This is a genomic window from Pseudoalteromonas sp. L23, from assembly GCF_021728455.1.
Taxonomy (GTDB): domain Bacteria; phylum Pseudomonadota; class Gammaproteobacteria; order Enterobacterales; family Alteromonadaceae; genus Pseudoalteromonas.
On the sequence record NZ_JAKKCW010000002.1, the window covers coordinates 541461 to 562362 of the forward strand.

Consider the following 20902-nt stretch of genomic DNA (forward strand, 5'->3'; position numbering starts at 1 on the left):
GTCAATTCGCGGTTCATGGTCTGAACGAAGGTGAGTCACTAAGCACACTTGTCCATTCAAGTGTTAACTCGGTGAATAATCAACCAATTCAACACCATCAATTAGAAAGATCGCGCTAAATTCATGGAATCGTTATGACGAAGAGAAAAATTCTCATTACCAGTGCATTACCATACGCAAATGGCCCCACTCACTTAGGCCACTTGCTGGAATATATTCAAACCGATATTTGGGCTCGCTTCCAAAAGTTACAAGGCCATGAAGCCTATTATGTATGTGCAGACGATGCGCACGGCACGCCAATCATGCTAAATGCACAGAAGCAAGGTATCACACCTGAAGAAATGGTTAAGCAGGTAAGTATTGAGCGTCAGCGTGACTTTGCAGACTTCAATATCGAGTTTGATAACTATCACAGCACACACAGTGACGAAAACCGTGAACTAAGCGAGCTTATCTACACTCGTTTAGACGAAAAAGGCTATATCAAAAAGCGCACGATTTCACAGTTATTTGACCCAGAGAAAGGCATTTTCCTACCAGATCGTTTTGTTACTGGTACTTGCCCGACTTGTAAGTCTGAAGATCAAAATGGCGATAGCTGTGATGCCTGCGGTGCAACCTACAGCCCAACAGAGTTGATTGAGCCAAAATCGGTGATGTCTGGTGCGACACCCATCTTGAAAGATTCAGAGCATTACTTCTTTGACTTACCTGCATTCGAAGACATGCTAAAAACATGGCTACGCTCAGGTAGTCTGCAATCTGAAATGGCGAACAAGCTAGACGAATGGTTTGCAGACGGCTTGCAGCAGTGGGATATCAGCCGTGACGCCCCCTATTTTGGTTTTGAAATCCCAGGCGCGCCTGGCAAATATTTCTATGTTTGGTTGGATGCACCAATCGGTTACATGGCAAGCTTCAAAAACCTTTGCGAGAAACAAGGCCTAAACTTTGACGAGTTTTGGGGCGAAGGCTCTGACGCCGAGCTTTATCACTTTATCGGTAAAGACATCATCTACTTCCACAGCCTATTTTGGCCTGCAATGCTTGATGGCGCTAATTTCCGTAAACCAAATAACGTATTCGCTCACGGTTTTGTCACCGTGAATGGCGCTAAGATGTCTAAGTCAAAAGGCACTTTTGTAAAGGCTCGTACCTACCTTGAACACTTAGACCCTGAATATTTACGTTATTACTACGCGGCTAAATTAAACAGCGGCGTTACGGATTTAGACCTCAACTTAGAAGATTTCGCGGCACGCGTAAACTCAGACTTAGTGGGCAAAGTGGTAAACATCGCGAGTCGCTGCGCAGGCTTTATTACTAAGAAATTTGACGGCAAGCTAAGCGGCTCTATTATGGACGAAGCGCTACTAACTAGCTTTGTTGCTGCAAAGGATTCAATCGCGACACATTTTGAAAACCGCGAATACAGCCGCGCAGTGCGTGAAATCATGACCCTTGCTGACAAAGCAAACCAGTTTATTGATGCCGAAGCGCCTTGGGTGCTTGCAAAGAATGAAGAGACACTTGAGCGTGCACATCAAGTGTGCTCTATGGGTCTTAACCTATTCCGCGTACTACTTACTTATTTAAAACCTATCCTTCCAGGTATGGCGAAAAATGTAGAAGCTTTCTTAAACACTGAGCTAAGTTGGGAAAGCGTTGACAACGCCCTTGTTGATCATGAAATCAATAAGTTTAAGGCACTTATGCAGCGTGTTGAACTTGATAAAGTGAATGCGATGATCGAGTCGTCTAAAGAAAGCCTTGAAAAGAAAGTGGGCGGTCAATCTGTAGCAGCAGATCCGAATAGCCCACTTGCCAAAGAGCCAATCGCTGCGGAAATCGAATTCGATGATTTTGCCAAAGTTGATCTGCGTGTCGCAAAAATTGCTAACGCAGAGCATGTTGAGGGTGCAGACAAACTGCTTAAACTTACGCTTGATTTAGGTGGTGAAACGCGCCAGGTGTTTGCTGGCATTAAGTCTGCTTATTCACCTGAAGATCTTATCGGCAAGTTAACAGTAATGGTTGCAAACCTAAAACCTCGCAAGATGCGTTTTGGTATGTCAGAAGGCATGGTGTTGGCTGCAGGCCCAGGTGGTAAAGAAATTTACATCTTAAATCCAGACGAGGGCTCACAGCCTGGCATGCGAGTGATGTAATCACCCTATTACTTGTATACAAATAAAGGCTTCAATTTAGAAGCCTTTATTTTTGCTCAGATCAAACCTTCGCGCCAAATTTCATTATCGAAAATTAACCAAACCGCGACCAGATACAAACAGCCGCCGTAAAACCGATTCAACCATTTATTATAATTTGGGTTATTCGACACTCGAGCCAACAAGTCGCCAGCTTTAATCCACACCAAATGCACCGAAATGTTGAGTATCGCAAGCCATAACACCAGAATTAAATTGCCCAACGCGCCGAAGGTATCATTTACTTGCTCACTAAAAAGCGTAAACATAATAAAGACTAATGCCCATCCTTTGCTATTCAATATTTACACAACTAATCTAATCGCTTTTTAAAGCGCATCGTCGCAATCATAAAGCCAATCACACTAAAGGCGACTAAACAGAGTAAATCAAAATACAAATCGCTGAAATGCGCGCCTCGAAGTACCACAGCTCGGATCGACCGTACATAATGTGTGGCAGGTAAGATCTCTGCAAGGTATTGCGCCGCTCTTGGCATCGCGGCAAATGGGAACATAAATCCTGATAGCAATATCGCAGGCAGTAACACAAAAACCGTCATTTGCATTGCTTGTAATTGGTTCTTGGCTTTGGTGGAGATCAACAGTCCTAAGGTAAGGCTCGCGGTGATAAACAACAACGTCACGATAAGTAAACTTGGCATATCAAAATTGAGCGGTACATCAAATAGCCAATGTCCTAAAAATAGTATTATCGCCATTTGAATAAAGCCAACAAGAATGTAAGGTAGAATTTTACCTAACATTAGTTCGGTTGGCCGAACCGGTGTGGTGATAAGAAATTCCATATTACCCTGCTCACGCTCTCTAACCAGCGCTGATGAGGTAAATAGGATCATCGTCATCGTTAATATAATAGCAATCAAACCGGGAATAATATTAACCGACGAACGTTTCTCTGGGTTAAAGTAATTTTGCAGCGCAAAAGCTGGGTCTGGCAGTGCAGGCATAGGTAACCTTTTGATGCTAATTGGCAACTTGCTGAGTCCTGCCACGGCACCACTCAATAGCGGATCGGAACCATCAATCAACCACTGTGCAACGCTATGTTGCGCCGTACTATTACCCACTTTATAGCCACTTAGTTGATAATCACGATTGAGCTGCCGACGCACAAAATCAGCAGGAATAACCAACACGGTATTCACCTTTCCTCTGGTAATGGCCTGCTCAGCCGCCGCAATTGAATCGTAATAGCCGATAAAGTCAACAACTTGAGTGTTGGCTGCGGTTTGGATCAACTGTCTGGATTGATAAGTCTGACTAAAATCTACAATACCTGCGGAAACATGTCTCACATCAGTATTAATTGCATAACCAAATAGCAACAGCTGCGCCAATGGCAACATCACAATCATCGCAAAGGTAATACGGTCGCGTGCCAGCTGCATAAACTCTTTACTGACGATGGCATTTAACCTACGCAAGCTCAGCATAGCCCCTCCCTGTGCTCGTTACAAACACATCCTCGAGGTTAGCGCGAGTGAAATCCACTTCGTAACCACCTCCAGATTCAGCTCGCAATAATGCCAGAGGTTGTGATTCTTTTTTGTTTATCAACACCCTTAGGCGAGCACCTATTTGGGAGACGGAAATCACACTCGGTAATGAAGCTAAACGTGTTTTTAATGCCGCAACGTCGTCACCCACAACTTCGCACACCGAAACCTTTAACTGTTCCATCAGCGCGATGGGACTATCATCCGCACGCTTTACACCTTGCTCTAAGATAGCAAGGCGGTGACAACGCTCTGCCTCGTCCATATAATGGGTAGACACTAAAATGGTCGTGCCCTGCGCACTTAAACTAAATAACTGCTCCCAAAATGCACGACGATTTTCCGGGTCAACCGCTGACGTCGGCTCATCTAAAAAGAGCAACTCTGGTTTATGAATAACAGCGGCGGCAAGCGCGAGGCGTTGTTTTTGTCCACCACTCAATGCACCGGACTGCACCGATTTTTTATCTTCTAATTGGTATTCCTGTAGCAGCTCAGCCACTCTACGCTTAACATCATTGCGTGATAAACCATAAATTTTCGCCACAAACTCGAGATTCTCCAGCACACTTAGCGACTCGTATAGGGAGAATTTTTGCGTCATGTAGCCTAATCGATTACGCAAGCTTTCACCATGTGCCTGCACATCCTTTCCCATAATACTGATATGACCTGTGGTTGGTGTTAACAGTCCAGTCAACATTCGGATTGTGGTTGATTTTCCGCAGCCATTTGGCCCTAGAAAGCCATAAATTTCGCCCTGTTTTACGGTAAGGTCTAGGTCTGAAACCGCCCAATAGTCGTTAAACTGCTTACCCAACCCTTCACTTTGGATCACGATTTCCTTGGTCATTCTTGCAGCTCCACCCATACCGGCGTGCCTGACGGGACAGTCACTTTATCAGTGAGCAGCACTTCCACCACATACATTAAACGTGCTCTTTCCTCTTGTGAAAGTGCAAAATAAGGTGTGAAGCTCGCGCTTTGGCTAATGTAGTTGACGGTGCCTTGTAGACTTGTATCACTGCCATCGAAATGCACATTTAGCACACTTCCCAAAGAGACTTTAGCAAGCTGGGTTTGCGGCAGATAAAGCCGTGCGAATGTTTTGTCGTCAGCAGCCAGCAAAATAATCGGTGCACCTTTAATGGGACGCTCACCAACACGCCAAGGTAAATCCTCGACAACGCCGGAAGTGGGTGCTTTAAGGGTAAGATCAGCGAGCTGTTTATTGGCGATAATTAGCTGTGTTTGTGCTTCTGCAATTGCGATTTTTGCTTGTTCGATTGTCTCCTCTCTCGTGCCATTTTCAAGCTCTTTCAAACGCGCTTGGGCCTCTTGCAAAATACCAAGTGTCGACTCGACATTGGCTGAGGCGGCATCGACCCTATCTTGAGAGGTCAACTTGTCTTTGATTAACTGCCTCTGCCGAACAAGTTGCCGCTGAGCTTCTTCCCAAGCGGCCTGTGCTGCATGCACCCTTGCTTTGGCTTGTTTGACTTGTTCAACTCGGGTGCCAGAGAGTAACAATCTATATTGCGCTTGCAAGCGCGCGATTTGCTGTTCAATAGCATTAACCTGTTGTTGCTGCACCACGTCATCGATTTTCGCCAGTGGCTGTCCTTTTACCACTTTATCGCCGCGCTCGACCAGCAACTCAACTAATAACTCTCCGGTTGGGCTGCTGATCTGCACCTGCGGTCGTTCGATAATGCCGAAGATTTTACGCTCGGGTTTAGAGCAACCAACCAAAAGCGTCAGTAACACAAAACTAATGATGTAAAACGGTGTTTTCATGATGTTTTCCGTTCAATATGCTGGGATAGAAACACGTTAAAAATAGCTTGCTGATGTTTGCCAAGGGAGCGCCACTGCTCAGTATCCGAGTTTTCGATACCAAGTAGCGGCTGCATCACAGGTGGCACCAAAAAAGGAAATGCCGACAAGCCAAGGCAGGTTAAAAGTAACCATTCAGCTCGAATGGGCTCTGCAGGCGAAAGCGTTTGAAAGGTCGAGTTTAAGCTACTGACACCGCTCTCTACATGCTCAAAGAAAATCTTTTTTATGATTTCATGCTCTTTAGAGTGCGTATCATGTAATGCCATAAAAATGATCTTAGGTAGCGTTGGGTATTGGCTCATCACCTGAAAGTAACGCTCTATAAACTGAGTTAAAATGAGCGGTGAGAGTTCGCGTAACTGTGATTTTTTAATCCCTTCAAGCAAGCTCAGCAGAGGTGCTGCAACTTCGCGAAATACCGCTTCAAACAGCCCCGCTTTATCGCCGAAGTAGTACTTAATCAAAGCAATGTTTACCTCTGCAAGGTCCGCAATTGCCCTGGTCGTGACTCGATTATATCCGCGGTTAATAAACAAACATTTACCAGCGGTGATGAGCTTTTCTCTCGGGGTAACAGCGGCTTCCGTTAGCTTATTTGTCATGTTTCAACTCCATTAATCACTTGATTAATATACTAGGACAAATGTGCAAGCTTCACGACAGCTTTCGTTAATCAAAAAAGAGGAAATGATTAATCACTAATCTACATCAAACTTTCATTGGTTATCTGGCCTTTTCGTGGACAGGCACACAAATTGAGTAAGTTATGACGTGATTACAAGGCCATTATCGTGGACAGTCACTTAACAGTTGATATTCAAACAGCGAAGCCAACAAAGCAAAAAGCCGAATTTCATATGCCGTTATCATGGACAGTCACTTAATAGTTGATATTCAAATAGCAAAGCCAACAAAGCAAAAAGCCGAATTTCATCGGCTTTTGAAATGCAAAAAATTGCTTCACTTAGCCGGAGAGTTTTGGGGAAACTCTGCTCTCGTGCCCTGCTATTACGCTGGTACCTACATCCTTTAGGCAAGGCGCATTTACGCACCAATAGCTGGTTATTGGACGTGAATTCAACGCAGCTAGCGCTAAAACTAGCTGCTAGAAAGACATTAATTATCTGAAGTCAGATTAACTTAGTGCAGTTTCATTTTTGGCCGCACCACTCTAAGCACTTTTTCGCTTATCCAAAGTGCAAAGGTTTTTGCGATACCATGGATTGCGCGCTGATGCATTCTATAAAGTGAGATATACATAAATCGCGCTATCTTGCCTTCAATAAAAAAGCTATTGCTGGTTAGGTTACCCATTAAACTACCTACGGTGCTATATCGAGATAAATTCACTAAAGAGCCGTGGTCACTATAGGTAAACTCTTGTAAAGGTTGATTTTTTAGTGTGGCGATTAGATTTTTCTCTACACATTGCGCCATTTGATGGGCGGACTGAGCACGCGGCGGCACTTGAGTACCATCCGCTTGGGTAAATGCACAGCAATCACCGATGACATAAATATGCTCATCTACACTGCTTTGTAAGTATTGATTTACCTTAATTTGATTATTACGAGTAAGCTCGAACAGTCCAATCTCTTTAATAAAGTCAGGGGCTTTTACCCCCGCAGCCCACACCTTGATGTCTGCCTTTAACTGTTCATCTTCTTTAGTAATAAAACTGTCTTCAGTTGCCTGCTTTACTTGGGTGCCTTCTCGCACCGTGACACCTAGCTTCACAAGCTCCCGTTTAGCTGAATTGGCAATACGCTCAGGTAGTGCTGGTAATATTCGAGGACCTGCTTCTATTAAATCAATACGAAGGCGTTTGGCAGTCATTTTATTCAGCCCGTACATTTTCAACATGTCTGATACATGATACAGCTCGGCAGACAGCTCAACGCCAGTAGCGCCACCACCAACAATACCGATAGTTAACGAGTGCTTTGGATCATCGTCTTGGTGTAAGCGTGTAAAGTTATCGAGGAGTGCATGCTGAAATCGCTCAGCTTGCTGATTTGAATCGAGAAAGAAGCAATGCTCCTTGACCCCCGGCGTATTAAAATCATTGCTAATACTACCAATAGCGAGCACTAAATAGTCATAGCTGACTTGTCGCTCTGGGAGAATACGATGGCCGAGTTCGTCTTTTAGCTCGCTCAGCGTGATGGTGTTATTGATTGAGTCTACGTGGCTAAAACTGCCGAGCTGAAACTGATAATAATGCTTTGCTGCATGAGCAGAATAAACCACTCCATCTAAGTCAGCGTCTATAGACCCTGTCGCGACTTCATGAAGCAACGGTTTCCAAATATGACTGCGATTTTTATCAATTAATAAGATTTCTGCTTGGCGTTTTTTTCCGAGTTTATGCCCTAATTGTGTTGCCAGCTCTAAGCCACCAGCACCACCACCGACGATCACGATTTTAGGAAGTTGCGTATTCATCACGTTGCCCTTAAAAGTATAATACTTAAGTACTCTAGGGTCTTGGAAAAGCACTTAGGTATTTCAAATCCATCATGAAATACCTTGTCTGGCAACGCCTACTATTGTGCGCCTTTTTAGTTCATTTGTCAGCGAATAACGTCAAAATTATTCAACAGTTTTCCCAAGTCTATGGACGCTCAGAGCCAAAAAATGCGGTTCGTATATCGGCTAAGGTAACCCCCCTGCCGGTCAATTTTACATTCAGTTCTAGATAATTGTTGTACTAACCATATTGGTTGAATGCACTTTTTAATATAGAGACTAGACTGAATGTAAGCATACTCTGAGCCGAGAATAGTATCTCTGCACTCCACGGGGTTATGTGTCTTTTTGTATCAGCTATTTAAAGGAGATAAACATGGCATTTCCAACTGCGGTGAATAGTCAAGTTACCGATTCAGTGTCTCAAACAAACACCAAAGTGCTTGGAGACTCACCAGCATTAGCAACGAGTAAGCTCATGCTTGCCGTGAGCCAAGCATTGTCAAACGCTGCACATAACGCTATCAATGCGCAACAAAATAACAATGTCACTGCTCAAGCGGCTTTGACGCAGGGAGTGAATACCCTAATGAATGTGGATATCGCAGCATCAATGGCTGTTATAAAAATTTACAGATAGTAAGAAATACCCTATTCCCCGAGTCAATGTAAATAACATACAAAGTAAGGTAAAACTATGGGCAGTGCAGGAAAGCCTCCTTATAACCTCTAAGGCAGCCTAGCAAGCGAGAGTGAGGCTAAAAAAGAATTCCAACAGTTTCATAGCGTCTGCGCAGAACTTAGAACAAGCTCTGCGCTAGTCGCTAGATTATTGCTTTTCTATTTGGCCGTCTTTCATCACAAAGGTGACGTTTTCCATTACACTAATGTCTTTTAGTGGGTTGCCTTTAACCGCAATAATATCAGCAAGTTTCCCCGCCTCAAGCGAGCCTAATTGTGTATATTGCTTGAGTAACGTCGCCGAGTTAATAGTGGCAGCCTGTAAAGCTTGTAGTTCAGTCATACCAAATTTCACCATGCGGCTAAACTGCTTACCATTGTCACCGTGAGGATAAACACCAGCGTCAGAGCCAAACACCATATTCACGCCTGCTTTTACCGCTTTTGTAAAACTAGCACGCTGAGTAGCACCCACCTTACGTTCTTTATCCAAGCTTTCAGGCAAAATACCTGCCTTTTCTCCCTCGCCAAGAATATATTCCGTATTGTAGATATCCATAGAGAAGTACGTGCCTTTGTCTTTGGCTAGCTGAATGGCTTCATCATCCACAAAACTTACATGCTCTACTGAGTTCACACCTGCTTTAATTGCAGACTTGATACCATCCGTGCCGTGCGCGTGAGCAGCAACCGTTAAACCGCGTAAGTGTGCTTCGGTCACAATCGCTGTCATTTCCTCTTGGGAATATTGCTGAGCACCCACTTTAGTGCCTTTAGATAGTACGCCACCCGTTGCACAGAACTTGATTAAGTTAGCGCCATATTTAATATTTTCACGTACCTTTTGCCTTACTGCCCAAGGTCCATCAGCCACCCCTTCTGAAAATACTTTATGCTCATGGGTTAGGAGGTTGTTGTCACAATGGCCGCCAGTGATCCCAAGTGAAGGGCCTGCTGCGTTTACACGTGGGCCTGATACGTCACCATCAATAATGGCATCGCGCAGCGCGATGTCAGCATAGCCAGCAGCACCGAGGTTGCGAACAGACGTAAAGCCCGCATCTAGTGTGCGCTTGGCGTTTCTAACGCCAGTAATTGCCGCACGCGGTGCAGTGCGTTGCAGTCTTTTGTAGCCATGAACATGTGCGTCTGAAGTTAAGTGGACATGCATATCAAATAGACCGGGTAATAATGTGTGGCCACTTAGGTCTATCACCTCTGCGCCTTTTGGATAGGCTTTACGATTTGATTTTCCGACTGAGATAATTTTATTGTCTTCAACGACCACAGTTGCAGGTGAGATAAGCTTGCCTGACACCACATCAATCGCAGAGTCAGCATTTAAAACATACGTTTGCGCGTACACGCTACTTGAAACAAAGAGTGCCGTGCTCATCCATATTTTTTTATTCATGTTACTTCCTCATTTTTTGCTTGAGTGTAGAAAGAATATGGCTTGCAAACAAACTGATCGCGACCAATAACTGTTCCCATTTCAATAGTGCTATGTTTTTCTGTCTATTATCACTGTGTTAAACCAGAATAATGCAATGGCGGTTATAAATGCGATAGCGGCAAATAGCCCCCACATTAACTCTGGTGCCGCCATTTCTTGCACCAACACTTTATAGCTCCAACCAGATAAAAATCCAGCAAATAAGAAGCCCAACGCCATAGAAACAAAGTAGTACCCCATATACAACGCAGCTTGAGATTGAGGCGCGATACTCGCGACATATTCTTGGCTTTTAGGAGAGGCAAGCATTTCACCAAGCGCGATAAGCAATATGACAGTGACAATGAGCTGACCACTTAACCAGCCGCTATCGCTAAGTAATGCGATAAACGCAACCGTCATCACCAGTAAGCCCGTGACTAACACATAAAATGGTCTAAATCGCTGACAGAGAAAGCTCACCAAAATTTGTGCGACCACAATCGCTGCAAAGTCTAAATTAATGAGATACTCAGGATTAATTTGACGATATTGTACGAGTTGTTCAGCAAGAGCTTGCGCTTGGAGCTGTGAAAGTGCCTGTCCATTATCGTGAAGCGCATTTAGCGTTTGTAGTATCAACTGTATTTGCTCATGCGGGACATTCACTTTGAGGTGAACCCATTCAAGCCTAATGGTTTCAATGGATACCGCGCCGCTTTCCTTAAGCTCGTTGAACAGCGTAAAAATGGCAGCAGTTAACTTATCAATATCAACATGTGCTAAAAACGCGACGCCAGAATCGCCAAACCACGCCAATATATCTCGGGTATCTGCATAATCACGGATATACACAGGTAAAGTATAAAAAAGCTGATTATATACAGTCCAAAAGCCTGCAAGGATCAGCAAATATAACGCAAACGGCAGGTTACTCACCTTCATCGGTTGTTGCCACCATGCTTTAGTCGGCGCTCGATTTATAAGCACTCTGTCCCACACCCAGTTAGCTACTAACCATATTGCAATCCAAGTAAACGCTTGACTGTAGTTAGAAAACCCAACGCCTGCTGACATCAATAGCGCCAGTGCGACAAACAGCGTAACTGCTAAACGTGTATTACCCAGCACCGACTGTGCAGTTTTTAATACTTGAGTAAGAGATTGCTTGGTTTTAGGTAATGTTTGGGGGTCTTTGTAAAATAACATCAAGGGAATAAAGTTTATGGCAATCCAAATCGCCGACATCATAAATACTGCATCCCAACTAATGGCGCGCATATATCCCGCAACCAATGGACCTAAAAATCCACCAATATTCACCATGGTATAAAAGATCCCAAATCCAAGGCCACGATTACCATCGTTTGTACTGTGGCTTACGGTGCCAACGACCACAGGTTTAAAGCAAGCGGCACCCAGGGCAACAAAGCTCAGCGCAGCAAAAAACGGCCAAAAACTCTGTGCCTGTCCCAATAAATAATAGCTTGGCGTCATGATCAAAAATGCAAAAAAGAACATCTTTTTATACCCAACGCGATCTCCTAGCGCACCAGTTACAACAGGCAAAAGATATAAAAAGAAGGGAATAATCCCCTGTACCGCGCCACGCTCTATATCAGTAAAGCCAATACCACCTTGCGACTTCGGTGTTGTCATATAAATTGATGACACGGCGAAAAAGCCATACCAAGCGAGCCGCTCAAATATTTCCATGATATTTGCAATGTAAAAAGTTCGACCAAACCCAGAAGACGACTTTGACCGATTTGCCTCATTGAGATCTGGTTCACACCACTGCTGCTGATTTTGCATAATGACAATACCTGTTATCTTTGTTATTTTATATTGCATACAATATACACAAATAATAACGAGAGAAAAGTATCATGTCTTTATTTTATCTATTCCATACCTTTTATTGGCGAATACCCTCTATGCAAAAGCCGCGGCTAGGGTTTACTCCTCTAATTGCAATACTTGCCTTACTCAGCGGATGTAAAACTACGCGAAGCGATATTGCCGCTATTCCGAGCCCCGCTGATATGCGCTCTGAAATAAGCGTTAATGGTCGAGTCAGCACGTTGAGACACATTGATATCCAACATGTTGGTAAACAAATTCCGCTGACTTATAGCGATGGAAAAATAGCTAACTCGCGGGGATATGACTGGTGGGTGAGTAAACATTTTGCGCTAAAAAGTGACTTTCCTGAGGACAAAGTAAAACTCTATTTAGAATTATTAGAAATGTCTTACCCTCACTATGTTGAATTGTTTGGTATGGCGCCCGCAGCGATTGATAAAAAGAGAATTGCTGTCGTTTATGGCAGTTCACGCCAACGTACAAAAGAAGCCATGCTGGACGACGGTTTTTTGCGAGGCGTACATAAAACGGCTGGTGGCGAAACCATGTTTTATAACCGCGCAGGGTACAACTTTCCGAGTCATCGTCAGCATCACCAGCGCTACATCGTGATCCATGAAACCATGCATGCGTTTCATATGGCTCTGAACGGTCACTCAACTTGGGCACCCAATTGGATCACTGAGGGGATGGCAGATGCCATTGCAAGCCACGTATATGATCCAAATAAAAAACAGTTAACTGTAATGGTTTTTGACCGTGCTCCAATGAACTATCTGCACTTAGGTTTACAGCAGTATCACCAAAGTGGACAGCCATCTTTTGAAGCAATCAACGATGACCCATCACTCAAACGCGGGCTCAACTTTTTTATCGTACATTTTTTATTGAGCGATCCTGAACGCTATCAATATTTTAAACGCTTTATTGCTAAATTAATGGACGCAAATCCTCACTCTGAAGACACCTTGCCAACTGCCAATGCACTCTTAAAACAGACCTTCCCCAATTGGCCCCTGCTTGAACAGCAGTTTGCGGCGTTTGTGCGCTCTGCCACGCCAAGTTTTTATATTGTCGATGGGCCTTGGGAGCAAAACGGTGCTGCATATTGGCTCAGAAATACCGAAAGCAAAGCACTTAATCGTCTTGACATTCATCCAAACTTTTCTTCTACACATGTCGTGATGGATTTTCCCGCATCAGATAAAACACCTCTAATCAACTCACTTGATAAGAATAATGTTGCAGCACTAATCGACTTCGAGCCGGAGCAGATAAAACGTGGAGAAATTGGCTTTGCGTTAATCGCTGACTTAACAAGTCAAAGCTTAGATGCGCGTCTTGGACGCACTAAAGTTGAAGAAGTTGACTTTAGTAAAGATAACTTGCTGCAATTTACCCTTCAAGAAGGTGTAAAGTTAACGGTCTCAAGCAATCAAGCATTATTTCCCGCAAAGTCTATCGCACTGCTGCCGCAATTACGCATGGATATCATGCAATATCATCAACTTGCGCTCACGCTTTCAAAACAGAACGATGCGCTAGTTATTAAAATGAAAACACTACACCATGAGCAACTGGCTAGGTTACAATTGAGCCAAATCGACATTTCAGCGCTTAGCTTGCAAAAAATAAGTCTTCTTGGCCGAAATAATAATCATAGAATAGCGCCCTACTTTGCCGCGCATGATTACTTGATCACGAATGAACAAACCACTAATCCCTGGCACTTTAAAGGTGCATCGCTACTGCGCAGAGCCTTTAACACCTGTGTGGAATATAGCGCTCAGTTAAATGACTGTATGACCCCACTTCGCGAAATATTTAACAAGCAGAAATCAAGGACAGTCACTGAAACTGAGAATAAAACCCTCAACCACTTGATGCAAAATTGGCAAACAACACTTGGCGACGATGCGCTCTTTACGCTAAGTGGTATCAACATCCAGGACTACTTTTCTGACGGAATGCACTATCTTTACGTCAACAACCCCAGTAAGCATGCAGTTGCGCTAACTTACGGTAACTACAAAAAAATGCTAGCTTCAGGTGAACACCGTGTTCTATTGCCAAAACAAGTCTCTCAGACCTTGGTAATTAATTGGAATGGATTAACAAGACAAAAATCTCTTCTAACGCCGGAGAAACCTTTTGATGGGGTAAAAATGGAAGTAACTATTCGTGACAATATAACCATTACGCTAATCGGTCCCTATTCAGGTGCATCGAGTGGCACATTACACGTCGATTTTACCCCATATCAATCATTTAAAAATGAAGGGTCACTTTGGCAGCAGCCTGTTACTTTCTTACCTTATCAAACACAAGTAATTAAAATAGATAAGTTACAAGGATTAAAAAATGGATTACTTGAGATCACGGGTGAGTTTGACGTTGATGGTGAACCGATTAGGCTGGTTAAAATAATCAATTTGTAGAAACAATTAATTGGAAGTCTGAAAAGCCAAATAAAGTAGGACCGATGGCTTTGTGCAAATAAGATTGAGTGTATCATACAACGTGCACGACTAACTGCTCCCTCAACCTGAGCGAGCAGTTAGACACTTACAACCGGATTAAATTGGCCGTCTACGTAAGTTCATATTACATAAAAAGTCGCTGGCTTTGCGAAATATTACTTCGTCGCCGTAAATTGCGATGCTCACAATAAGACTCAATCGAATCTGCTCTACCAATCGCACCGTGAAAAGTTTGCTCAAGCTGGGTAGTAAGTTTCAGCCAATTACGTGCTTCTAGACCTAATTGTTCCAAAATAGATTTTTGACGCGGTTCGATAAACCCGGGTTTACCAGCACGAATACACCTCCCTGTTGAATCAACTAAGTCTAGATATGACCGTAATTCAAAAGGAATTCCTTTGTGTACATGTCTTTTGGTATTTCCTAAAAACCGCGCTAGATAATTCGGCTGTTTGCATCTTTTTGCAAACTCACACCTAAGTTTTATACTAGTGTGTTCTGAATCTTCTAGGTTACTAGCCAATTTTGCACGAATGGGGTTTAAGTCTACGTAAGCCATGCATGCTAACAAGGCTGAAGCATCAAGCAAGGCCTGAGATTTAAATCTCCCTTCCCAAAAGTGTCCGGTACATTCATCCTCTTGATTAGCACGTCGAGCAATGTGCTCATTGAGCCCTCTCATAAACCAGCTAATACTCGCTAAGCGGCTTCTATATTCATTGATTTCTTTGCTTAATTCACTTTTTTGCCCTTCGTTTAAGCATTCACCTTGTAAAAATTGCCGAGCGTGTGAAGATACCTTATAAAGCTTGCTCCAGCGTAGTAAAATAGCTTTATCATTGAGCCTTTGTGCTTTTTTATCATCGATATACAACACCACATGGGTGTGATTAGGCATTACCGCGTAAGCACAAACATCCAAGCAAAATATTTTGGCTAGAGAGAGTAAACGCGTTTCAACCCAGCCCCTCCGATGCTCATAAGACTTTCCTGTCAACATATCTTCACCACACAAAAAAGCACGGCGGACGCAACGTGACACACAATGATAGTAACGCGTATTTGACAAGTTGATTTGATACTTCCTAGCTAAGCCCATTGTTCTCTCCTTGAACGTATCAATGCTAATCGAAGAAATTAAAGCTTAGACCATGTCGCAAATTTGTAAACATTTGCATCTGTTCATGCCTGTCCTTAGTTGCATGCTTTTAGTTACATGCTACCAGTTATCACCTACTCTTTGATACTTAAATACAGTAAACGCTAACCTCCTTATGCTTGTTCGGAGAGTGAGCGAGGTTCCTGTCTTAACGCAAATCTTTACTTTTCCCCCTTGCCTAGTTAGCAAGTTTTAGGAGCAACATCAAACCGTGCTCCACTATGAATAATTTATGCGATCACCATGAGCGATTGGGATTGGATACCAGCAGTTAATTTTATCACTAACTTCAAGCAAAATATTAGTTATTCGAACTTTAGTTAATTAAAGTGGATGTCCTTTAAAGTGCGCTTTACAAATGGCGCTTTAGCTTTTCCATACTCATCTTGGGAGGCTATACCTTGCGCTATTACTAATTGCTTCTGAGTTTCATACTCCGCACGCGCGTCAGGATTACTGAGCATATAAGCTTTAAACTTTTCTTGCTTGATATGTTCTTCACTCCCTTTTTCAATAGCATGAGCATGCACTTGAAACAACTCACCTTGATACATCACCGCGATGTCTTTTCTAGGACGAGTATCAGGAAATGGATTATCGCTGTGCTGATCTTTAAAGCCTACATTTTTAAGATGTTCAACTGCTTGCGTTAATTGCCCGGGTTTGTATAACACAGAGATATCGATGATCCCTTTGCCGGCAACCTTAAAAGAGCTTGAACCAAAGTGTAGAAATTCAAGTTCAGGGTGTGCTAATGCCATCATCACTTCTTCTGCCACTTCAACAAATATTTCGCGCCATGGATTAAAGCTAGCTGGGACTAATTGGTAAGGGACGAATTCAATTTTTGACATGCCTGTCCTTTTAAATTTTTATATAAAATAGTTAGAACCAATAAACTGGGTAATGCCGCTTGGGGTTGCGCGACATATTGTTCACAGACAGCGCGACCAATAACATCAGCAGAGCCCCCATCAACACGGGATAAAATGCATACATATATCCCAAGTTATGAACAGACTCACCACCAATAATGGCGATTAGCGCGGTCGCTCCACCGGGTGGATGCAAGGTTCGAGTAAAGTGCATCACAACAATTGAGAGCGATACCGCAAGCGGTGCTGCAAACAGACTCTCTTCTCCAAGCAAAATAAAGATACTGACGCCGAGTAAAGCTGAAAAGAAATGCCCGCCCAGTAAGTTCCTCGGTTGAGAGAACTCTGCCATAGGAGCGCCATAGAGTAAAACAGCAGTTGCACCAAAAGAGCCAATGAGCAATGCGCTGCCAACACCATATGGTAAAGCGAGGTTAGAAATCACCGTAATCAACAAGATCCCCACCATTGCGCCAACCCATGACCAAAGGATTTTCTTAAGCGGTTTTCTCGGAGGACACACACCTTTGGAGGCCATTCTTTTAAAGTAAACTTTCATGCTACCTAATAACCTTCGAGATTTATCAATGTCATTTTGCCAACGTTTGTATCGCGAGTACCGCCCGCTTAGCATCATTTACGGGCACAAAAATATGATCATGATAGAAGCCCGCAATTACATTCGCGCTAATATCAGCACCTTTTAACGCATTGGAAAATGCAGCAGTTAACCCTACGGCTTCTAGGCTCGAATGCACTTGCAAAGTAATTTTATTCATCACACAGCTGTAATCCAATCCATGTTCATCTGCCATTTGCTTGGTGACTACCAGCGTTAACCCCTCGCGCTCCATAAAGGTCGCAATTGGATTGAAAATTACGCACTCAGCAAGGCTTTTTTGCACTGTACAAAATACAAAAGGTGTTTCATCAAGCGTCGGGGAAATGTCTTTTAATAATTGAGATAAATCACTAATACCCGTCACAAATTACCTCCCGATGTTGTTGATAGATCGCGGCTAGGCTCAAATGCATCATAACGAGGAAGCGGCGCGTCTAAGTCGTCCCAATTGGCTTTTGAAGAGACAAAATTATGTGATATTGGCCGCTCTTTGATATCCGAGTCCAAAATGCCAAGTCTTAACCTCACCCGCTTAGGATCGTTTTCATTCGAACTAAAAATTGGACTTGCGCAATGTTTGCAAAAATGGCGCTTTCTTCCAGGTTTAAACTCGAAGATGTTTAGTGCCTCTTCGCCACTGAGAATCACAAAATCACTCCACAGCACAAAGCCATTAGTGGCATAAGCTGTGCCTGTAGACTTACGACATAAAGAGCAATGACAATGAATGATATCGCTGATTGCTCCACGGATTTCAATTTGAACCGCTTTACACAAACAACTCGCCTTATAAGCCATACCTACCCCTTTGTGTTTCTGGTGATCCAAGTATCCAATTGATTGGCGAAATTTTGCTTATCAGCTTGAGACAAAGGCGGTGGCCCTTGAGTTTGCACGCCGCTGGCACGCATCGTGTCCATAAAGTCACGAATATTTAAGCGAGATTTTATGTTTTCTTTCGTCAGCAATTCACCGCGCGTGTTGAGTGCGGTGCACTTTTTCTCAATGACTTCGTCTGCAAGTGGAATGTCGCCAGTAATAACCAAATCACCTTCATTCACGCGCTTCACGATTTCGTTATCCGCAATATCAAATCCCTTTGGGACTTGAAGCTTTTGAATAAAAGGAGACGGAGGCGTTTTTAGATATTGATTTGCAACCAATGTAACCGTGGTAGAAGTACGCACTGCAGCGCGAAACAGCATTTCTTTTATCACCACGGGACAGGCATCGGCATCTACCCATATTTGTTTTGCCATAACAACTCTTTTAAATTTAAATTGGCTAGAGAATACTAAATTTGGGGATTAGGTTCACGCCTAAAATGAAACTCATATTCATCGTCAGCAAACTGCACAAATCCCAACTTTTCGTATAAACGCTTCGCGGGATTCGCTTTAAGCACCGTCAATACCCAAGGCAATGTTGAGTGGGTTTCTATCAAGCTTTTAATGACTTGTGCACCGAGCCCCTTTCCTTGTTGCTGGGGCTCTATTTGCAGCTGAAAGAGGTAATAGTCATGTTCACGTTGCTTAAACTTAGCCAAGCCAACACACTTTTCATTTATATAAATCAAATGTGAGCTTAGGTATTCGTATAATACTCTGGCTTTATGTTCAGCGTCAGTCAAAAACAGTCCGGCATTTTCTAAGTGCGGCACCATGGTCGCTTTACGCAGCGCCACTAGGTAGTCAAAGTCACTTTCTTTTGCCTGTATGAAGTGAATCTTATTCGTCCTCAATTTCGAATATTCCTTTTGCGTAAAGTACACCAAACCCAGATACGATGACATTCGTATCCGTCACTTCACAAAATAGCTCACCGCCACGTTTTGAAGCCTGATGTGCATGAAGTTTCTGTTTGTTTAGCGCCTTTGCCCAATATGGCGCTAATCCGGCATGAATTGAACCGGTAACCGGATCTTCATCGCCCCCATTTGCAGGCCAAAAGTAACGCGACACAAAATCAACGTCATTGCCTTTTGCTGTTACCACAACATCAAAAGGCGCAAGGGTTTTCAATTTATCGCTGTCGTACTCACAGCTGCGTACTTGTTGCTCAGTCTCAACAATCACAAAGTACGCTTGGCGATTTTTAAGTACCCGCGTCGGTGTTACGTTCAGCCCTTCCAGCAGTGCGTCGGGGGCTTCAGTTAACTCAGGGGCTAAGTTCGGAAATTCCATCACAATGCGACCATCAGCCACTTGCTTAACAGTGAGTGTTCCGACTTCTTGAGTTTGAAATTTTATTTCACCTGACTTTCCCTTGTGATTAAAAAGTACATACGCAGCACCAAGCGTGGCATGACCACAAAAGTCAATTTCAGTAATTGGAGAAAACCACCGGATCTCATAATGATTGTTATCAACTGGCTTCAAAAAGGCGGTTTCGGAAAGGTTATTTTCGATGGCTATCTGCTGCATTAAGGCGTCGCTAAGCCAGTTTTCAACCTCAACGATTGCAGCGTTGTTACCACCAAAACGTTTACGCGTAAATGCGTCAACCACAAAATATTCGACTTGCATCTTTTACTCCTTTCAGAAACACCTAAAAACACAGTATAATTTACTGTAATTAGAAGCGAATACAACTTAAATAAACGTGTATAGAGGTTGATCTCTGTGACCATGATGCACGTAGTTAAAATGAGTAGAACCAAGTCGAGGCTTATATGTTTACAGATGCTACTTTATCAATCTTATGTTTATATTCATTAGCAATGTTTGTCACTAGCCTGCTAATGATAGCGACAGCCCCTAAAACTGATGATGAGAAACGCAAACAAACTATCACCGAGTACACTATGTTTGCACTTGCATCTGTTGCAGTATTTTTTGTCTCGTTTTACACGCTGTAACTGCCAGTTGGGTCATCTCGATTGATGGCCCATGACAATATCCTTTAAGACCTATTTTCCACTTTCAACCATTGCTTTTATCTTTAACGCCTTTTCGAAGTGGTCTAGTTCGTGAGTTTGTATCCACCAAGTCGCCGCTTCCATAAGTAGTGCAGGGTCCGTGTTTTTATTGGCAAAAAAAGCGTAAAATGATACGCCAACGTTATCCCCTTTTTGTGCGATTTTTTTATCACATACTTCTATTATCTTGCTTCTTAGTGCCGCGCGCATTTTTGGTTAAATCCATACATCATGATCTACGATTAGTGTACCACCAACATCATCAGTATTCACCACTCCACGCGGCTCTACACCTTTACGGTTGATTATCATTTCATCGGTGCACAAGATTAATCTTCTTCACAAGCTTCCCTCTCCCTTACGTCTAGTTCGGTGAAACTATTTCTAAACGTAAAGGCATAAGCCGAATCTCCAAAACGACGCAGGTAATCGAGCCTTTCTTTGGCCTCATCTAGCGTCGGGATATGGCCCTCTTCAACCCACCATAACACGTAGGTTTCCTGTTCAGCGCGGTGAAACCATTCTTTTTTACGCGCCAAAAATTCCTTATGCGCGGTTTTAAACATAAAATCTTTGAGCGCTTGCTCCGACTGCCATACAGACATATTCACGATAATATTTGGATCATCAAACGCCTTAATCTCTGTTGCATTACCGGTTTCATCTTTTAAGCGCCAAATAAAGCCAGGGCTTTGTTCTGCGAGTGAATTAATTCGGTCTAAACTTTCTACAAAGTATTGGATTTCTGGCGCATCCATTTGGTATTTAGCGGTGGCTATATTGAGTTGTGCTAATTGCATCGACGGCTTTTCCTTGTGGTGAGTTGCTAC

Annotated in this window: 22 protein-coding genes; 4 read left to right on the forward strand and 18 right to left on the reverse strand. The window is 43.2% G+C overall.

The features are described 5' to 3' along the window. The first annotated feature begins 134 nt into the window (after positions 1-134). Positions 135-2171: a methionine--tRNA ligase gene (metG, locus tag L3V43_RS06230; protein ID WP_237116165.1), complete on the forward strand. Its 2037-nt coding sequence runs from the start codon at positions 135-137 to the stop codon at positions 2169-2171. A 56-nt stretch (positions 2172-2227) separates the two neighbouring features. Here metG and L3V43_RS06235 read toward each other — a convergent pair whose 3' ends face one another. The 6 genes from L3V43_RS06235 to L3V43_RS06260 all read right to left on the reverse strand — a co-directional run bounded on the left by L3V43_RS06235 (position 2228) and on the right by L3V43_RS06260 (position 8013). Then, positions 2228-2479 carry a lysine transporter LysE gene (locus L3V43_RS06235; protein ID WP_237116166.1) on the reverse strand — a complete coding sequence of 84 codons (252 nt, stop codon included), beginning with the start codon at positions 2477-2479 and terminating at the stop codon, positions 2228-2230. A gap of 44 nt (positions 2480-2523) precedes the next feature. Continuing rightward, complete coding sequence (locus L3V43_RS06240; protein ID WP_010371660.1) at positions 2524-3666, reverse strand: ABC transporter permease; 1143 nt, start codon at positions 3664-3666, stop codon at positions 2524-2526. After that, the gene (locus L3V43_RS06245) at positions 3650-4582 is read right to left on the reverse strand and encodes an ABC transporter ATP-binding protein (RefSeq protein WP_102056677.1); all 933 of its coding nucleotides are present in this window, start codon (positions 4580-4582) and stop codon (positions 3650-3652) included. The genes L3V43_RS06240 and L3V43_RS06245 overlap by 17 nt, the downstream gene beginning before the upstream one ends. After that, complete coding sequence (locus L3V43_RS06250) at positions 4579-5526, reverse strand: HlyD family efflux transporter periplasmic adaptor subunit (protein WP_237116167.1); 948 nt, start codon at positions 5524-5526, stop codon at positions 4579-4581. Before L3V43_RS06250 ends, L3V43_RS06245 begins: the two co-directional genes overlap by 4 nt. Further along, positions 5523-6170, reverse strand: coding sequence for a TetR/AcrR family transcriptional regulator (locus tag L3V43_RS06255; protein ID WP_237116168.1), 648 nt, complete (start codon positions 6168-6170; stop codon positions 5523-5525). The genes L3V43_RS06250 and L3V43_RS06255 overlap by 4 nt, the downstream gene beginning before the upstream one ends. 538 nt (positions 6171-6708) lie before the next feature. Then, positions 6709-8013 carry an NAD(P)/FAD-dependent oxidoreductase gene (locus tag L3V43_RS06260; protein ID WP_102056675.1) on the reverse strand — a complete coding sequence of 435 codons (1305 nt, stop codon included), beginning with the start codon at positions 8011-8013 and terminating at the stop codon, positions 6709-6711. Between the two features lie 400 nt (positions 8014-8413). Between L3V43_RS06260 and L3V43_RS06265 the strand changes: the two genes are divergently transcribed. Continuing rightward, on the forward strand, positions 8414-8677 hold the full coding sequence (locus tag L3V43_RS06265) for a RebB family R body protein (protein ID WP_174168991.1): 264 nt from the start codon (positions 8414-8416) through the stop codon (positions 8675-8677). A 189-nt stretch (positions 8678-8866) separates the two neighbouring features. Here the strand turns inward: L3V43_RS06265 and L3V43_RS06270 are convergent, their stop codons facing one another. Continuing rightward, a complete protein-coding gene (locus tag L3V43_RS06270) occupies positions 8867-10132 on the reverse strand; it encodes an amidohydrolase family protein (protein ID WP_235367517.1) in 1266 nt (421 codons plus the stop codon). Positions 10133-10222: 90 nt separating this feature from the next. Then, positions 10223-12007 (reverse strand): MFS transporter, encoded by a 1785-nt coding sequence (locus tag L3V43_RS06275; RefSeq protein ID WP_237116169.1) that lies wholly within the window; start codon positions 12005-12007, stop codon positions 10223-10225. A 35-nt stretch (positions 12008-12042) separates the two neighbouring features. On the opposite strand from L3V43_RS06275, the gene L3V43_RS06280 reads away from it, so the two are divergent. Then, positions 12043-14457, forward strand: coding sequence for a hypothetical protein (locus L3V43_RS06280; protein ID WP_235367519.1), 2415 nt, complete (start codon positions 12043-12045; stop codon positions 14455-14457). A gap of 166 nt (positions 14458-14623) precedes the next feature. On the opposite strand, the gene L3V43_RS06285 is transcribed toward L3V43_RS06280, so the two are convergent. The 8 genes from L3V43_RS06285 to L3V43_RS06320 form a co-directional block, all read right to left on the reverse strand. Continuing rightward, complete coding sequence (locus tag L3V43_RS06285; protein WP_235367520.1) at positions 14624-15598, reverse strand: transposase; 975 nt, start codon at positions 15596-15598, stop codon at positions 14624-14626. A gap of 380 nt (positions 15599-15978) precedes the next feature. Then, entirely contained in the window at positions 15979-16512 is a 534-nt protein-coding gene (locus tag L3V43_RS06290; protein WP_102056669.1) for a GrpB family protein, read from the reverse strand. 31 nt (positions 16513-16543) lie between these two features. Continuing rightward, positions 16544-17092 carry an HPP family protein gene (locus tag L3V43_RS06295; RefSeq protein WP_039495654.1) on the reverse strand — a complete coding sequence of 183 codons (549 nt, stop codon included), beginning with the start codon at positions 17090-17092 and terminating at the stop codon, positions 16544-16546. A gap of 31 nt (positions 17093-17123) precedes the next feature. Beyond that, a complete protein-coding gene (locus L3V43_RS06300; RefSeq protein ID WP_102056668.1) occupies positions 17124-17519 on the reverse strand; it encodes an ACT domain-containing protein in 396 nt (131 codons plus the stop codon). Further along, the gene (locus tag L3V43_RS06305; protein ID WP_237116170.1) at positions 17516-17953 is read right to left on the reverse strand and encodes a GFA family protein; all 438 of its coding nucleotides are present in this window, start codon (positions 17951-17953) and stop codon (positions 17516-17518) included. The genes L3V43_RS06300 and L3V43_RS06305 overlap by 4 nt, the downstream gene beginning before the upstream one ends. A 2-nt stretch (positions 17954-17955) precedes the next feature. Continuing rightward, on the reverse strand, positions 17956-18414 hold the full coding sequence (locus tag L3V43_RS06310; protein WP_010371749.1) for a YaiI/YqxD family protein: 459 nt from the start codon (positions 18412-18414) through the stop codon (positions 17956-17958). Between the two features lie 35 nt (positions 18415-18449). Continuing rightward, positions 18450-18896, reverse strand: coding sequence for a GNAT family N-acetyltransferase (locus L3V43_RS06315; RefSeq protein WP_237116171.1), 447 nt, complete (start codon positions 18894-18896; stop codon positions 18450-18452). Continuing rightward, entirely contained in the window at positions 18883-19680 is a 798-nt protein-coding gene (locus tag L3V43_RS06320) for a PhzF family phenazine biosynthesis protein (protein WP_102056665.1), read from the reverse strand. The genes L3V43_RS06315 and L3V43_RS06320 overlap by 14 nt, the downstream gene beginning before the upstream one ends. 146 nt (positions 19681-19826) lie before the next feature. On the opposite strand from L3V43_RS06320, the gene L3V43_RS06325 reads away from it, so the two are divergent. Then, positions 19827-20012, forward strand: coding sequence for a hypothetical protein (locus L3V43_RS06325; RefSeq protein WP_010604566.1), 186 nt, complete (start codon positions 19827-19829; stop codon positions 20010-20012). Between the two features lie 51 nt (positions 20013-20063). Here the strand turns inward: L3V43_RS06325 and L3V43_RS06330 are convergent, their stop codons facing one another. Next, entirely contained in the window at positions 20064-20282 is a 219-nt protein-coding gene (locus L3V43_RS06330) for a DUF6500 family protein (RefSeq protein WP_010371761.1), read from the reverse strand. Positions 20283-20401: 119 nt separating this feature from the next. Beyond that, complete coding sequence (locus L3V43_RS06335; protein ID WP_010604564.1) at positions 20402-20872, reverse strand: DUF3291 domain-containing protein; 471 nt, start codon at positions 20870-20872, stop codon at positions 20402-20404. Positions 20873-20902: the final 30 nt, after the last annotated feature.

What these genes read in the sequence shown, in the direction of transcription:
- L3V43_RS06245 (WP_102056677.1), bottom strand. Translation starts at nt 4,582, where the DNA reads ATGACCAAGGAAATCGTGATCCAAAGTGAAGGGTTGGGTAAGCAGTTT.
- L3V43_RS06240 (WP_010371660.1), bottom strand. Translation starts at nt 3,666, where the DNA reads ATGCTGAGCTTGCGTAGGTTAAATGCCATCGTCAGTAAAGAGTTTATG.
- L3V43_RS06275 (WP_237116169.1), bottom strand. Translation starts at nt 12,007, where the DNA reads ATGCAATATAAAATAACAAAGATAACAGGTATTGTCATTATGCAAAAT.
- L3V43_RS06260 (WP_102056675.1), bottom strand. Translation starts at nt 8,013, where the DNA reads ATGAATACGCAACTTCCTAAAATCGTGATCGTCGGTGGTGGTGCTGGT.
- metG (WP_237116165.1), top strand. Translation starts at nt 135, where the DNA reads ATGACGAAGAGAAAAATTCTCATTACCAGTGCATTACCATACGCAAAT.
- L3V43_RS06285 (WP_235367520.1), bottom strand. Translation starts at nt 15,598, where the DNA reads ATGGGCTTAGCTAGGAAGTATCAAATCAACTTGTCAAATACGCGTTAC.
- L3V43_RS06335 (WP_010604564.1), bottom strand. Translation starts at nt 20,872, where the DNA reads ATGCAATTAGCACAACTCAATATAGCCACCGCTAAATACCAAATGGAT.
- L3V43_RS06320 (WP_102056665.1), bottom strand. Translation starts at nt 19,680, where the DNA reads ATGCAAGTCGAATATTTTGTGGTTGACGCATTTACGCGTAAACGTTTT.
- L3V43_RS06305 (WP_237116170.1), bottom strand. Translation starts at nt 17,953, where the DNA reads ATGGCTTATAAGGCGAGTTGTTTGTGTAAAGCGGTTCAAATTGAAATC.
- L3V43_RS06280 (WP_235367519.1), top strand. Translation starts at nt 12,043, where the DNA reads ATGTCTTTATTTTATCTATTCCATACCTTTTATTGGCGAATACCCTCT.
- L3V43_RS06235 (WP_237116166.1), bottom strand. Translation starts at nt 2,479, where the DNA reads ATGTTTACGCTTTTTAGTGAGCAAGTAAATGATACCTTCGGCGCGTTG.
- L3V43_RS06290 (WP_102056669.1), bottom strand. Translation starts at nt 16,512, where the DNA reads ATGTCAAAAATTGAATTCGTCCCTTACCAATTAGTCCCAGCTAGCTTT.
- L3V43_RS06295 (WP_039495654.1), bottom strand. Translation starts at nt 17,092, where the DNA reads ATGAAAGTTTACTTTAAAAGAATGGCCTCCAAAGGTGTGTGTCCTCCG.
- L3V43_RS06310 (WP_010371749.1), bottom strand. Translation starts at nt 18,414, where the DNA reads ATGGCAAAACAAATATGGGTAGATGCCGATGCCTGTCCCGTGGTGATA.
- L3V43_RS06255 (WP_237116168.1), bottom strand. Translation starts at nt 6,170, where the DNA reads ATGACAAATAAGCTAACGGAAGCCGCTGTTACCCCGAGAGAAAAGCTC.
- L3V43_RS06325 (WP_010604566.1), top strand. Translation starts at nt 19,827, where the DNA reads ATGTTTACAGATGCTACTTTATCAATCTTATGTTTATATTCATTAGCA.
- L3V43_RS06330 (WP_010371761.1), bottom strand. Translation starts at nt 20,282, where the DNA reads ATGCGCGCGGCACTAAGAAGCAAGATAATAGAAGTATGTGATAAAAAA.
- L3V43_RS06250 (WP_237116167.1), bottom strand. Translation starts at nt 5,526, where the DNA reads ATGAAAACACCGTTTTACATCATTAGTTTTGTGTTACTGACGCTTTTG.
- L3V43_RS06270 (WP_235367517.1), bottom strand. Translation starts at nt 10,132, where the DNA reads ATGAATAAAAAAATATGGATGAGCACGGCACTCTTTGTTTCAAGTAGC.
- L3V43_RS06265 (WP_174168991.1), top strand. Translation starts at nt 8,414, where the DNA reads ATGGCATTTCCAACTGCGGTGAATAGTCAAGTTACCGATTCAGTGTCT.